This window comes from Mariniflexile sp., assembly GCF_041583155.1.
Classification (GTDB): Bacteria; Bacteroidota; Bacteroidia; order Flavobacteriales; family Flavobacteriaceae; genus Mariniflexile.
Window position 1 is genome coordinate 1 of the sequence record NZ_JBFHGK010000036.1, and the last position, 14,553, is coordinate 14,553.

Genomic DNA, 14,553 nt, shown 5'->3' on the forward strand with positions numbered 1-14,553 from the left:
ATCCAATTATATGTTGACTCCCAATCAAATGCACAAACAAAATAGTATCAAAAGAAAAAAATATAAAACTAAAAAAGGCAGTGACATAAAATCACTACCTTTAAATTATTAATTCTGTATCGCTATTTCAGGACGTCACATATTAAAATTATTTTATCCGCATTTAGAAGAACCACAATCTTTACATGTTAGGCAGCCTTCTTGATATATTAAATTTTCAGATTTACAATTTTCACAAGTATATCCTTTCGCTTGCGTACCATCCTCAACATAACGTTTTAGAGCACGACCAACACCATTTTTCCATGTGTTTATAGATGCACTATCCAATTGCAAACTATTAATTAAATCTACTATTTTATCAATAGGCATCCCGTGACGTAAAGTACCAGAAATTAATTTAGCATAGTTCCAATATTCTGGATTAAACTTATGCGACAGACCTTCAATAGTGGTTTTATAACCGCGAATGTTTTGATATTGAAAATCGTAACGCGAGCTACCATCCTCATTTCTATTTTTTATAATTAAGCCTTCTTCAACCCAGCGAGGAATTAAGATTCCATCTTCATCATCAGCCAAACCTGTAAATATTTCATATGGCTTACCATCAATCAATCCAATAAAAGCTATCCATTTTTCTTTACTATTCTGAAAACGAACTACATCGGCTTGTAATGTTTGTGGTCGTTTTGTTGGGAACGATAAGGCATCCTGTGCTTTTTCTTCTTTCTCGTCATTAGCTATAAGCACGCCCGAACGCGAACCATCTCGGTATACTGTAACACCTTTACAGCCTACTTCCCAAGCTTTTAAGTATAATGCTCCTACTAAATCTTCAGAAACATCGTTTGGCAAATTAATAGTTACACTAATAGAGTGATCTACCCATTTTTGGATAGCCCCTTGCATACTAACTTTGCTTAACCAATCCACATCATTAGACGTTGCTTTATGATAAGGTGATTTCTTGATTAATTTATCAATTTCCTTCTGTGAATAATTTTTAGACGTATCAATGCCATTTACTTCCATCCATTGTTTAAAGCGGTGATGAAATACGACGTATTCTTCCCAGGAATCCCCTACTTCATCCACAAAATCAACACGAGCTTCCTTATCATTTGGATTTACCTTTCTTCTACGCTTATATACGGGTAAAAAAACAGGTTCGATACCCGACGTTGTTTGCGTCATTAAACTCGTAGTCCCTGTTGGGGCAATGGTAAGCAACGCAATATTTCGTCGGCCATATTCCAACATTTCATAATATAATTGACTATCAGCTTCTTTCAATCGCTGTATGAATGGATTATTTTTTTCGCGTTCAGCATCAAAAACCTTAAACGCACCACGTTCTTTTGCTAAATGTACCGAACTTCTGTAAGCTTCAATAGCAATGGTTTTATGAACTTCAATTGAAAACGCATTACCTGCTTCACTTCCATATTGAATACCTAATGCTGCAAGCATATCACCTTCAGCAGTAATACCTACACCGGTACGTCTGCCCTCTTGTGCTTTCTTTTGAATATTAACCCATAAATTACGCTCTGTAGCTTTCACTTCATCAGTTTCCGGATCTTCATCAATTTTAAGAAGAATATTATCAATTTTTTCTAATTCTAAATCGATGATATCATCCATGATCCGTTGCGCTGCTGCTACATGTTTTTTGAATAAATCGAAATTAAAACTCGCATGATCTGTAAATGGATTTTCAACATATGAAAACAAGTTAATTGCCAACAATCTGCAAGAATCGTATGGACAAAGTGGAATTTCACCACATGGATTAGTTGACACCGTTTTATAACCTAAATCTGAATAACAATCTGGCACAGATTCTTTAATAATGGTATCCCAAAATAAAATACCAGGTTCGGCCGATTTCCATGCGTTATGTACTATTTTTTTCCAAATTCCATTAGCATCAATTGTTTTAGACACCTTTGGGTTTGCACTAAATATTGGATATTTTTGAGTATATTCAGTTCCATTTTTTACAGCTTGCATAAAAGCATCATCAATACGAACTGAAACATTTGCTCCTGTAACTTTACCTTCTTCTAACTTAGCATTAATAAAATCTTCTGAGTCTGGGTGATTAATAGATACCGACAACATTAATGCGCCACGACGACCATCTTGCGCTACTTCTCTTGTAGAGTTTGAATAACGCTCCATGAAAGGCACAATACCTGTAGATGTAAGTGCTGAATTTTTAACAGCAGAACCTTTTGGGCGAATGTGAGACAGATCGTGTCCAACTCCTCCACGACGCTTCATTAATTGAACCTGTTCTTGATCAATTTTCATAATACCACCATACGAGTCGGAATCTCCAGGATTTCCAATTACAAAGCAATTTGAAAGTGATGCTATTTGGTACGGATTACCAATACCCGCCATTGGACTACCTTGAGGAACGATGTATTTGAAGTCTTTAATTAAGTCGAAAATAGCTTCTTCTGAAAGTGAATTAGCATACTTTTTTTCAACTCTAGCTAATTCTTTAGCTATACGACGGTGCATATCGTTCGGCGTTAACTCATAAATATTCCCGTCTGAATCTTTAAGAGCATATTTGTTTAACCAAACACGGGCTGCAAGATCATCTTGTTTAAAATAATCTAAAGAAGCTTTAAATGCATCGTCTTGGGAATAGGTTTTTGGAGGGGTTTTGGTGAGTTCAGGATTCATTATGTTATAATTTGTGGTTATTTGATTAAAGAGTGTAAAATAACAAAAAAAATAACACTTAAAACATGATAAAAATCACGGAGTTTACAACAAAAACCACTTAAGATACTGATTTTTAGCTTTTTAAAAATTTATTAACATTAAAAAGTTAACAAATTTATTAAATTTTATACTTTATATCCATTAAAAGTCTACAGCAAAACCGATACCTAAAAATTGCTTCCATTGCACCTTAGCTCCAGCCTCTTCTGTCTCACCTTCTATAGCAGACGGCCTCGTTGTTTTAACATCATCGTCATACTTTAGATGAGAACCAAGTGTAGCTTTAACAAAACTGTTTACCTTAAAATCGAAATCTAACTGCCAATCTACATCTACATTTCCGAATTTATTAACATAATCGGAATACAAGCTAACCTGATGCTTTACCTTTATATTTTTTACCACTTCCATCTCGTAGGCATTATTTATCAAGATTCCAAACTCCGTTCTAATGCGTTCTCCGGGCACTAAAATATTCCCCTCTGAATCGTATATAGCTGGATCAACACCAAATTTACCTGCATTGGACAAATCTTCATCTAAAACAAAAGTTGCTTTTAAAGTAATGGGAGAAAAGTAAAATGACATTTTATTAATGTTCTTACTATATTCCATACCACCACCAAAAAACAAATAACCAGGCGCTAAAAGTCTGGAAATTGGTGTTTCCTTATCAGGGTATTTATATCCGTTAGCTAATTGAGTTTTAAAATTAAGTTTAGCAGAGTAAAACCAATTTGAGATGCTATCTGGCTTAAATCCAATATCAGAATTTAATTCAAACCTATCTTCTGTTTTACGCAACTCCCGTTCTTCCTGCTTATTAACTCCATACCTTAAAACAGCATTATTTCTCCATGAAAAATACTTATCGGTATAATTTGCAGAAGATTCTAGCCCTAAAAGCCCCGAAATTGAATTACTACCACCAGAATTCCAATTTACAAATGCAACTTCATTTAAATTTATAGAGGCTTTATTTTTTTGAATCCACTCCGGACCATCGTATTTTGGTGTTTTAGACTTTAAAAATAACGTGTCTGGTTGCGCTTGTAAAAATTGAAAAAATAAACAAACGGCTAGTAAAAAAACTTGCTTCATAATGACGTAAGGTTGGTTTTTATAAATTACATTTTTATCAACAATCGTTCCAATAAAACGTAATTGATAAAAATTTAATAACTAAACTCCCCAAACTCACTTTTTATTGTAAGCTTTTTGGTTTTTGATGGTTCAACACGACCAATAATTTTGGCATCTACATTGAAAGATTTCGATATAGCGATGATGTTTTCAGCTATTTCTGGAGACACATATAACTCCATTCGATGTCCACAATTAAACACCTGATACATTTCTTTCCAGTCGGTTTTACTTTGTTCCTGAATTAATTTGAAAAGTGGTGGAATTGGAAACATATTATCTTTTACAATATGAAACTCATCTACAAAATGAAGAATCTTAGTTTGCGCACCACCAGAACAATGAACCATTCCGTGAATTTGTTCACTGTTATACTCAGATAGTATTTTTTTAATAATTGGCGCATAAGTTCGTGTTGGAGACAACACTAATTTACCAGCATCAATTGGTGAATTCTCTACCGCATCGGTTAACTTTATATTTCCCGAATACACCAAATCTTCAGGTAATGCGGCATCAAAACTTTCAGGGTATTTATGTGCTAAATAGATATTAAAAACATCATGTCTGGCAGACGTTAATCCATTACTCCCCATACCTCCGTTATAAGATTTCTCGTAAGTTGCCTGTCCAAAACTTTCCAAACCAACAATAACATCACCCGCTTTTATATTCGCGTTATCAATAACATCGCTGCGTTTCATACGAGCCGTTACTGTAGAATCGACTATAATGGTACGCACTAAATCACCTACATCGGCAGTTTCACCTCCTGTTGAATGAATGGAAACTCCGAATTTTTTTAATTCTGAAATTAATTCTTCAGTACCGTTTATAATAGCAGAAAGCACTTCACCAGGGATTAAATTTTTATTTCTTCCTATGGTTGAAGACAGCATAATATTACTTGTTGCACCTACACATAATAAATCATCAATATTCATTATTAGAGCATCTTGAGCAATACCTTTCCAAACAGAAATATCTCCAGTTTCTTTCCAATACATATAAGCTAGAGACGATTTTGTTCCAGCACCATCTGCATGCATGATTAAGCAATAATCCTCTTCATTAGTTAAATAATCAGGGACAATTTTGCAAAATGCTTTTGGGAATAATCCTTTATCAATGTTTTTTATTGCGTTGTGCACATCTTCCTTTGATGCTGAAACACCGCGTTGCGCATAGCGTTTGGAAACTTCTTGGCTCATAGTATTGTATTGAGGTGCAAAGTTAATTTTTTGAATTAAAAAATCCCGTTTTTTTATAACGGGATTTTTAATTAATATAATTTATCGTGTAAACAACAGCTCTCTGTATTTGGTTAATGGCCAAATTTCATCATCCACAAGCAACTCTAATTTATCACAGTGCTTTCTAATATCATCAAACAATGGTTTAACGTTATTACAATAGGCTAGTGCTTTCTGCTCAATATCTTCTATAGCATTTGCCTTTCTACGTTCGTTTGTCATTTTCGTAACATTGGCGTTTATCCCCTCAATATGCTCTGATATTTCTTCGATCAAACTGATTTGCTCTTTAGAAACTGCTCTGAATTTTTCTTCAAAGATCTCCTTTAACCCTTTTACATTTTCAATTAAAGTATTTTGGTATTTTACAGCTGTTGGCACTATATGATTACGAGCAATATCACCCAGCACACGACCTTCAATTTGGATATGCATGATATATGCTTCCATCTCAATCTCATAGCGCGCCACAGACTCTACCTTGCTCATTACATTCATATCTTCAAATAAAGCAATGGATTTTTTTGAAATTTTAGCTTTTAGAGCTTCAGGTGTTGTTTTATTATTACTCAGTCCTCGTTTTTTAGCCTCTTCTTCCCATGCTTTTCCATAACCATTTCCTTCAAATAAAATAGCTTTCGTAGATTTAATATACTCTCTTAACACGTTAAATATTGCCTCATCCTTCTTTAAATCCTTTTTATCAATTAAAATATCAACCTCCTTTTTGAAATCTATCAATTGCTTAGCAACAATGGTATTTAACACCGTCATAGGATTTCCGCAGTTTGCTAATGACCCAACAGCTCTAAATTCAAATTTATTTCCCGTAAATGCGAATGGAGACGTTCTATTTCTATCCGTATTATCCAACAACACATCAGGAATTTTACCAACCACATTTAACTTTAATTCCGTTTTTTCTTCGGGAGACAATTTTCCTTTGGTAACCCCTTCTAACTCCTCTAAAACTTTAGTAAGTTGCTCTCCAATAAATACCGACATAATTGCTGGCGGCGCCTCATTTGCCCCCAATCTGTGGTCGTTACTAGCAGACGCTATACATGCCCTTAACAATTCTTCATTTTCATGTACTGCTTTTATCGTGTTAATGAAAAAAGTTAAAAACTGAAGATTACTCATAGGTGTCTTTCCTGGAGCTAATAAATTTACACCTGTATCGGTTGAAAGTGACCAGTTATTATGCTTACCCGAACCATTAATACCTGCAAATGGTTTTTCGTGAAGTAATACTTTGAAATTATGTTTGGATGCTATTCTTCCCATAATATCCATTAATAACGAATTATGATCGACAGCTAAATTGGCCTCTTCAAAAATAGGTGCTAGCTCAAACTGATTTGGCGCAACCTCGTTATGACGAGTTTTAGCAGGTATCCCTAAAAGCATACATTCCGTTTCCAACTCCCGCATAAAATTTAAGGCCCGATTAGGTATGGCTCCAAAATAGTGATCATCCAATTGTTGTCCTTTAGCAGACGAATGCCCTAAAAGCGTTCTACCAGTTAAAGAAATATCTGGTCGGCTTGCAGCCATTAATTTATCTATCAAAAAATATTCCTGTTCCCAACCTAAGGACGAAGTTACTTTTTTAACGTTTTTATCGAAATATTTACAAACATCAGTAGCCGCATTATCTACAGCATTTAAGGCCCTTAACAAAGGCGTTTTATAATCCAAAGCCTCACCTGTATAGGCAACAAATATGGTTGGAATACAAAGTGTTGTACCATAAATAAATGCTGGTGATGTTGGGTCCCAGGCAGTATAGCCACGCGCCTCAAACGTATTTCTAATACCACCACTTGGAAAGCTAGAGGCATCGGGCTCCTGTTGTACTAATTGGCTACCTCCAAACTTTTCAATAGCCATACCATTACCTATTGTTTCAAAAAAAGCATCGTGTTTTTCCGCTGTGGTTCCTGTTAATGGCTGAAACCAATGTGTGTAGTGTGTTACTCCTTTAGATAGTGCCCAATCTTTCATGGAAGAAGACACCTGGTCTGCAATATTTCTATCAATTTTTTTTCCAAATTGAATAGCATTCATCACCCCAATAAAAGCATCTTTAGTTAGGTATTGACGCATGGTGTTTTCATTAAAAACATTTCTTCCAAACAAGTCAGAACGACGTTCTTTTTCTTCAATTAAAATAGGTTTATAAGTAAGAGATTCTTTTATAGCATGAAATCTTAATGTAGACATTTGTACAATATGGTTTAGTTGTTATTTTTTTTACAAAAGTAGTAATAATAGAAATAATCTGATTTATTTTAACATTAGCATTTTTTCAGTATTTATATAAATTAATATACTTTTTTTAATATATACCCTAAATTATTGGGGTATAAATAAAAATATCTTGAGTTTTCACATAAACACCCCTGCAAATACCAAGTGTCTAAATAAAAATATATATTTGTTGGAATATTATTAATTCTTTTATTTATAAAATATTTATTATGGCAAAAATTAAATTAGAATACATTTGGTTAGATGGGTATTTCCCAACTCAGAATATGAGAAGCAAAACCAAGGTAGAGGAGCATGAAGACTTCAAAGGAACTCTTGAAGAAATTGGAAATTGGTCTTTTGACGGGTCTTCTACAAGACAAGCAGAAGGTGGATCTTCAGACTGTTTATTAGTACCTGTTGCTATTTATCCAGATCCAGAACGTATCAACGGTTATTTAGTTATGACTGAAGTTATGAATGCTGATGGAACTCCTCACGTATCTAATGGTAGAGCTACAATTGATGATGCTGATGATGATTTCTGGTTTGGTTTTGAGCAAGAATATTTTATAATGGATACTGCAACACAATTACCATTAGGTTTCCCTGTTGGTGGTTACCCTGCTCCACAAGGAATGTACTATTGCTCGGTTGGTGGAAAAAACACTCACGGTAGAGATTTAGTAGAGGAGCACGCAGATTTATGTATCCAAGCAGGTTTAAACTTTGAAGGAATTAACCAAGAGGTTGCTTGCGGACAATGGGAATTCCAATTATTCGCTAAAGGCGCTAAATTAGCTGGTGATGAATTATGGATTGCTAGATATTTACTAGACAGATTAACAGAAAAATACGGTTACTATATTGAATACCACCCTAAACCACTTGGAAAAGACATGGATTGGAATGGCTCTGGTATGCACGCAAACTTCTCTAATTCAACTTTAAGAACTTGTGGTTCTAAAGAAGTTTACGAGAAAATATGTGAAGCGTTCCGCCCTGTTGTAAAAGAACACATTGAAGTTTATGGTGAGTTTAACGATCAACGTTTAACTGGTAAACACGAAACTGCTTCTATTAACGATTTCTCTTACGGAGTTTCAGATCGTGGTGCTTCAATCCGTATCCCATTAATTACTGTTAATAAAGGCTGGAAAGGTTGGTTAGAAGACAGACGTCCTGCTTCAAATGGTGATCCATACAAAATTGCAGCTAGAATTATTAAAACTGTTAAATCGGCTAAGGTTTAATTTAGATTATATTGTTCATAATAAAAAAGGGTTTGCAAATTGCAAACCCTTTTTTATTATCTATCATTTTTAAATTATTTTCCTCCGGTAAATAATAAGGTCATAAAAATACCGTAGGCAAGTACAAGGATAAAACCTTTAAAACGATCTATCTCAAATTTTTTACCAAGAAAAACCATTGGAAACAAAACGAAAGCAAAGCCCAACATCCAGAAAACATCGCTAGACAAAATTAAAGGTTCGGTTACTGGAATTGGTTTTATAATTGCGGTTAAACCTAAAACAGATCCAATATTAAAAATATTAGATCCTATTAAATTCCCTAATGAAATAGCTTTCTCTTGCTTAGCTGCCGCAATAATAGAAGCCGCTAACTCCGGAACACTAGTTCCTATAGCAATTAAAGACACACCTATTACAGCTTCACTTACACCAATTGAAAGCGCAATATCTTTTGCTCCTGTAACCAACCATTCACTTCCAAAATACAAGGAAACTGCACCGATAAGCAACCATATACCAATTTTAAAGTTAGAAACTATTGCTAAAGTTTCATCTACTTCTTCAACTTCCGTATCTATTTTAGTGTTTCTTATTAAAATAATTAAAAATAAAAATAAACCTAGAAACAAGACGCCACCTTCAAAAGCCGAAAGCCAATTGTCATTTTTAAGAAAATAATATAATGCAATAGAAAAAAACATCATTACTGGCCAATTCAATCGGTAAAAAGATCTATCAACCGCAATGGTACCCACCATAGCAGTTATACCCAGAACCAAGCCAATATTCGCAATATTAGAGCCTACAACATTGGTTATTGCGATAGCAGGCGAACCAGATAGTGCTGCCTGTAAACTTACTAATAACTCTGGCGCCGAGGTTGCAAATGAAACAACCGTCATACCAATTACCATTTTAGAAATATTAAACTTAAAAGATAACGCTACCGATGACCGTACCAAAAACTCACCTCCTACAACCAGTAATGTAAACCCTAAAACAACTAAAATAATACTCATATTCTTTTTTTTTGCGAAGATAATGGAACTAACTTCGAATCACGATTTTTCAATTATGAATTTTTATTTATCACCCGAAAACTTAATTTTTAGTTAAATAACTATATATTTAGTTATATAACTACAAAAATAGTTATATGTTTGTATTGCGTTAGGGGTTGCAGCGAAAAGCCCACAGCGAGGTACGAGCGAGGACTTGCAGCGAAAAACCCGACCCTTGTGGTAACGCCCAAAAAAAATTTATATGGAAAAGTTAACAAACAAAGAAGAGGAAATTATGCACATATTATGGAAGCTTGAAAAGGCTTTTGTAAAAGATGTTTTGGCTGAAATTAAAGATGACAAACCGCATTACAACACGCTTTCTACCATTATTAGAAACCTTGAAGACAAAGGTTATGTGAGTTATAATGCCTATGGAAAAACCCACCAATACTACCCTATTGTAAGTAAGGAAGATTACAAAAAACGGTTTATGACCTTGGCCATTGATAACTATTTTAATAATTCGTATAAAAACGTGGTGTCTTTTTTTGCTAAGGAAGAAAAGATAAGTGTGGCCGATTTAAAAGAAATTATTGCTTTAATTGAAAAAGATAAGTAATTATGGAATATTTGCTAAAAGTAAGCGCAGTTGTAGCTATTTTTTATTTAAGCTATAAGATATTCTTGCAACGGGAAACCTTTTTTGAACAAAACAGATGGTTTTTGTTAATGGGTTTAATTACTGCGTTTTTGCTGCCTTTTTTAGTGATTCCTATTTATGTTGAGGCTACCCCTTTAGATTTTTCCAATTACGTTTTTGAAACTACAACAACAGTAGAAAACCCTGAAAAACCATTTAATATTATAGATTATTTGCCCATAGCTTATGGTTTGGGTGTTTTGTTTTTTTCTGTTCAATTTTTGGTTCAATTTGCATCTTTATCACTTGTAATTTTTAAAAACAAAGCTGAGAGAATAAGTGGTTATAGATATATTAAAACAACCCATAAAATATCGCCATTTTCATTTTTCAAATGGATTGTTTACAACCCCGAACAATTTAGCAGCAGCGAAGTGGAGCAAATTATAACCCATGAGAAAGTGCATGCAAACCAACTTCATTCTTTGGATATCTTACTAACCCATCTTGGTTGTATTGTGCTTTGGTTTAATCCTTTTATCTGGCTATACAACAAAGACTTAAAACAAAATCTGGAATTTATTGCCGATAACATTGCCTCAACCAAAACCGACTGCAAAAAAAGCTACCAATACACCTTACTTAAAACAAGCATGCCATCTCATCAAATGGCTTTAAGTAATCCTTTTTATAATTCATTAATCAAAAAACGAATCGTTATGTTACACAAATCAAAATCAAAAAAAATCAATCTTATTAAGTATGCTCTGGTAATGCCTATACTGGCATTATTTTTAATGAGCTTTAACACGAAAGAAATTCCTATTTCACCAACATCTAAGAATATTGCAAATACTTCATATCCTAAAGACCATATTGAAGTCATAATATCAAAAGATTTTACCGATAAGGACATGGAAGATTTAAAACTAAAATTAAAATCCGATGGTTACACAGTAAAATTTAAAGACATTAATAGAAATGCGGACAATGAAATTTCTGCAATAAAAATTGAACTTAGCTCAAAAAAATCAACCGCAAATTATAGCATCGCAGGAGACGAAGCTATTAAACCTATTAAAATTAGTCTTAAGGACGGTATCGTTTCAATAGGTAGTGGCAATATCACTAAAGAAAAGCGAATGGTTTTTGAATCGGAAGATGGACAAACCCATGAAGTTACATACACCACTACCGACAAAAAAATAGTGGTAATAAATTCTGATAGCGCCAAAAAAGACGTCGAAACGGAAGAAATTATTATTAAAAAAGGAGAAACCGGGAAAAAAATAAAAAAGGTTATTACAACCAAAACCAACGGAGAAGAAGAAAATGCAATCATAACCGACAGTGAACACGAAGAAGAGGAAGATATTAATAGGAATACTACAAAAGAAACCAAGATTAAAATTATATCTACAAAAAAGGATTCACCCTTAATTATTCTTGATGGGAAAGAAATAAACCATGGAGATATGAATATGATAGACCCCAATTCCATTGAAAAAGTAGAAGTCTTAAAAGACAATAATGCTACCAAATTATATGGAGATAAAGGTAAAAACGGTGTTGTTCTAATCACTAGTAAAAAGAACAAATGGGAAACTCAATTTATAGTTAGGAAACCCTTTGATTCTATTCCAAAAAAAGATAGCTCATCAAAATACTCTGTTAAACTAAGTGATGAAGCACTTTATAAAATTAACGGCAAAGAAGTTAAAAAAACGGACGTTGACAAATTAAATTCAGATGATATTGAATCTATAAATGTTTATAAAGGCCATACCGCCATTAACAAATATGGAGAAAAAGCAAAAAATGGCGTTGTTGAAATAGTTACCAAAAAGAAAGAATAGCAAACCAAAATCAATAATTTTAACTGCCCTCTTAACTCACGGCTAGATAATTTATTTATCTAGCCGTTTTTTATAATAAAACTAACAAAAATCATATTATACCTATGGATATCTCACTTCATTTGAACATTATTTGTTAACTATAAAACAACCTTAATTATTTAGGTATTTTATTAATCAAGTAATAAATCGGATAAAAACAATCTCACTTATTCTTATCATTTATAAAATTAAACAATGAATAAATTTTTATTACAACTATTATTAATAGTTCCTTTTTTTGGTTTTACACAAGAACATTCAAATGCAACAACTAACCATCATAACGAATTAAAAAAAGTTAAAATCTCTTTTGCTTTTGCTCAAGCCTACATTCCATCACATCACTTACATGAAGAAAGTGAAAGCGCACAACTCATTCCTACAAATGGTCTTGATATTCAATATAATTTTAATCATAAGTTCTTTGCAAAGTGGACTAATGAACTAGAATTTTTAACCTATAACCTTAAAAACGAAGATGGTGAAGAACGCATTAGAGAGAATGCTTTTTTAAGTACAGTTACATTAGGCTACGAATTCTATGACAAATTTGCCATTATTGCAGGAGTTGGTTATGAATTTGAAAAATCTAAAGATCTTTTCGTTACTAGAGTTGGCTTAGAATACAGCTTTAATATAGGTGGTAATTGGGAATTATCACCAGAATTACTTTATGATATTAAAGAAGACTCGCATACCGCCGTTACCTGGGGACTCGCTATTGGATGTAGAATTTAAAACCAAACTTCCTAGCAAATTTCAGTTTACACTAAGTCCGATTTAAACTAAAAATAAAGCTGCTATAAATTAGTCGATATTAATTTATAGCAGCTTTAAAAGTTTATAAAACAATAGTTTAAAGTGATGTTTGAACTATTGTTTATGTATAAATAAATTAGTTTGAAATTACCTCAGCAAACAAATCAAAATCGGCTGCTTCTATAATTTTAACAGTTGTAAACTCACCAGTTTTTAAATAGGTACTTGTAGCATCAATAAGCACTTCGTTATCTACATCTGGCGAATCAAATTCTGTTCTGCCAACAAAATAATTACCTTCCTTTCTATCAATTACCACTTTAAAAGTTTGTCCAATTTTCTGTTGATTCAATTCCCATGAAATTTGCGATTGAATTTCCATAATCTCGTTGGCGCGTGCTTGCTTAACTTCTTCAGGTACATCATCCTCTAAATTATAAGCATGTGTATTCTCTTCATGCGAATAGGTAAAACATCCTAAACGTTCAAAACGCATCTCTTTAACCCATTGTTTTAGGGTTTGGTAATCTTCTTCCGTTTCACCAGGATACCCAACAATGAGTGTTGTTCTAATAGTCATATCTGGCACTGCAGCTCTAAATTCTTTTAGTAACTGCGTGGTTTTTTCTTTGGTTGTACCACGACGCATGCTTTTCAAGATAGTATCAGAAATATGCTGTAACGGAATATCTAAATAATTACAAATTTTTGGTTCGCGATTCATTACTTCTAAAACATCCATAGGAAATCCTGTTGGGAATGCGTAATGTAAACGAATCCACTCGATACCTTCTACCTTTACTAATGCTTCAAGTAGTTCTGCAAGATTTCTTTTTTTGTAGATATCTAAACCGTAATATGTTAAGTCTTGTGCAATTAAAATTAACTCCTTAACTCCTTTTGCTGCTAATTTTTCAGCTTCTGTAATTAAATCTTCAATAGGTGTGCTTTTATGTTTTCCACGCATTAATGGAATAGCACAAAAACTACAGGGGCGATCACACCCTTCGGCAATTTTTAAATAAGCATAGTTTTTGGGCGTGGTTGTTAAACGCTCTCCAATCAACTCATGTTTATAATCTGCACCCAATGCTTTAAGTAAACTAGGCAATTCGGTTGTTCCAAAATAGGCATCAACATTAGGAATTTCCTTTTGTAAATCTGGCTTATAGCGCTCACTTAAACAGCCTGTAACAAATACTTTATCAACTTCACCATCTTCCTTTTTCTGCATAAATTCTAAAATAGTATTCACGCTTTCCTCCTTAGCATTATTGATAAAGCCGCAGGTATTAATCACTACGATATTTCCTTCTTCTTCATGAACAACGTCTTTCCCACTGGCTTTTAATTGTCCCATTAGCACTTCACTATCATAAACATTCTTACTACAGCCAAGCGTTACTACGTTGATTTTATTCTTTTTAAGTGATTTCGTTCTCATACCAAAATTTAAGTGCGCAAAGATACGGAATGATTTAGGATTTATGATTTTTGATTAACTATTTTTGATTTGGTATTGGTTCTACGTTGTTAAAAGGTATAACTTTTATCTTCTATCCGCTAATTTTATAACTCCAATTATTAAACCTTTACTATATT

At 33.4% G+C, this 14,553-nt stretch carries 10 protein-coding genes; 4 read left to right on the top strand and 6 right to left on the bottom strand.

What is annotated here, in order from left to right:
- Positions 1-153 precede the first annotated feature (153 nt).
- From ABYI63_RS12875 to ABYI63_RS12890, 4 genes are all read right to left on the bottom strand, one after another.
- A complete protein-coding gene (locus ABYI63_RS12875; RefSeq protein WP_372756758.1) occupies positions 154-2,703 on the bottom strand; it encodes an adenosylcobalamin-dependent ribonucleoside-diphosphate reductase in 2,550 nt (849 codons plus the stop codon).
- A 183-nt stretch (positions 2,704-2,886) separates the two neighbouring features.
- Positions 2,887-3,846, bottom strand: coding sequence for a DUF3078 domain-containing protein (locus ABYI63_RS12880; RefSeq protein WP_372756759.1), 960 nt, complete (start codon positions 3,844-3,846; stop codon positions 2,887-2,889).
- A 74-nt stretch (positions 3,847-3,920) separates the two neighbouring features.
- The gene (locus ABYI63_RS12885) at positions 3,921-5,099 is read right to left on the bottom strand and encodes an AIR synthase related protein (RefSeq protein ID WP_372756760.1); all 1,179 of its coding nucleotides are present in this window, start codon (positions 5,097-5,099) and stop codon (positions 3,921-3,923) included.
- Between the two features lie 81 nt (positions 5,100-5,180).
- Positions 5,181-7,367: a glutamine synthetase III gene (locus ABYI63_RS12890; RefSeq protein WP_372756762.1), complete on the bottom strand. Its 2,187-nt coding sequence runs from the start codon at positions 7,365-7,367 to the stop codon at positions 5,181-5,183.
- Between the two features lie 257 nt (positions 7,368-7,624).
- Between ABYI63_RS12890 and ABYI63_RS12895 the strand changes: the two genes are divergently transcribed.
- On the top strand, positions 7,625-8,647 hold the full coding sequence (locus ABYI63_RS12895) for a glutamine synthetase beta-grasp domain-containing protein (RefSeq protein WP_372756764.1): 1,023 nt from the start codon (positions 7,625-7,627) through the stop codon (positions 8,645-8,647).
- Positions 8,648-8,721: 74 nt separating this feature from the next.
- On the opposite strand, the gene ABYI63_RS12900 is transcribed toward ABYI63_RS12895, so the two are convergent.
- Positions 8,722-9,669 (bottom strand): calcium/sodium antiporter, encoded by a 948-nt coding sequence (locus ABYI63_RS12900; protein ID WP_372756766.1) that lies wholly within the window; start codon positions 9,667-9,669, stop codon positions 8,722-8,724.
- A 244-nt stretch (positions 9,670-9,913) separates the two neighbouring features.
- Here ABYI63_RS12900 and ABYI63_RS12905 point away from each other — a divergent pair, with 244 nt between their 5' ends.
- From ABYI63_RS12905 to ABYI63_RS12915, 3 genes are all read left to right on the top strand, one after another.
- Positions 9,914-10,273 carry a BlaI/MecI/CopY family transcriptional regulator gene (locus tag ABYI63_RS12905; protein ID WP_372756768.1) on the top strand — a complete coding sequence of 120 codons (360 nt, stop codon included), beginning with the start codon at positions 9,914-9,916 and terminating at the stop codon, positions 10,271-10,273.
- Between the two features lie 2 nt (positions 10,274-10,275).
- Positions 10,276-12,150, top strand: coding sequence for a M56 family metallopeptidase (locus ABYI63_RS12910; RefSeq protein WP_372756769.1), 1,875 nt, complete (start codon positions 10,276-10,278; stop codon positions 12,148-12,150).
- Positions 12,151-12,387: 237 nt separating this feature from the next.
- Positions 12,388-12,930 (top strand): hypothetical protein, encoded by a 543-nt coding sequence (locus tag ABYI63_RS12915; protein WP_372756771.1) that lies wholly within the window; start codon positions 12,388-12,390, stop codon positions 12,928-12,930.
- A gap of 157 nt (positions 12,931-13,087) precedes the next feature.
- Here ABYI63_RS12915 and rimO read toward each other — a convergent pair whose 3' ends face one another.
- Positions 13,088-14,395: a 30S ribosomal protein S12 methylthiotransferase RimO gene (gene rimO, locus ABYI63_RS12920; protein WP_372756773.1), complete on the bottom strand. Its 1,308-nt coding sequence runs from the start codon at positions 14,393-14,395 to the stop codon at positions 13,088-13,090.
- Positions 14,396-14,553: the final 158 nt, after the last annotated feature.

Excerpts from the sequence above, each read along its gene's own strand:
- ABYI63_RS12890 (WP_372756762.1), bottom strand. The coding sequence starts at position 7,367 with ATGTCTACATTAAGATTTCATGCTATAAAAGAATCTCTTACTTATAAA.
- ABYI63_RS12900 (WP_372756766.1), bottom strand. The coding sequence starts at position 9,669 with ATGAGTATTATTTTAGTTGTTTTAGGGTTTACATTACTGGTTGTAGGA.
- ABYI63_RS12875 (WP_372756758.1), bottom strand. The coding sequence starts at position 2,703 with ATGAATCCTGAACTCACCAAAACCCCTCCAAAAACCTATTCCCAAGAC.
- rimO (WP_372756773.1), bottom strand. The coding sequence starts at position 14,395 with ATGAGAACGAAATCACTTAAAAAGAATAAAATCAACGTAGTAACGCTT.
- ABYI63_RS12880 (WP_372756759.1), bottom strand. The coding sequence starts at position 3,846 with ATGAAGCAAGTTTTTTTACTAGCCGTTTGTTTATTTTTTCAATTTTTA.
- ABYI63_RS12895 (WP_372756764.1), top strand. The coding sequence starts at position 7,625 with ATGGCAAAAATTAAATTAGAATACATTTGGTTAGATGGGTATTTCCCA.
- ABYI63_RS12910 (WP_372756769.1), top strand. The coding sequence starts at position 10,276 with ATGGAATATTTGCTAAAAGTAAGCGCAGTTGTAGCTATTTTTTATTTA.
- ABYI63_RS12905 (WP_372756768.1), top strand. The coding sequence starts at position 9,914 with ATGGAAAAGTTAACAAACAAAGAAGAGGAAATTATGCACATATTATGG.
- ABYI63_RS12885 (WP_372756760.1), bottom strand. The coding sequence starts at position 5,099 with ATGAGCCAAGAAGTTTCCAAACGCTATGCGCAACGCGGTGTTTCAGCA.
- ABYI63_RS12915 (WP_372756771.1), top strand. The coding sequence starts at position 12,388 with ATGAATAAATTTTTATTACAACTATTATTAATAGTTCCTTTTTTTGGT.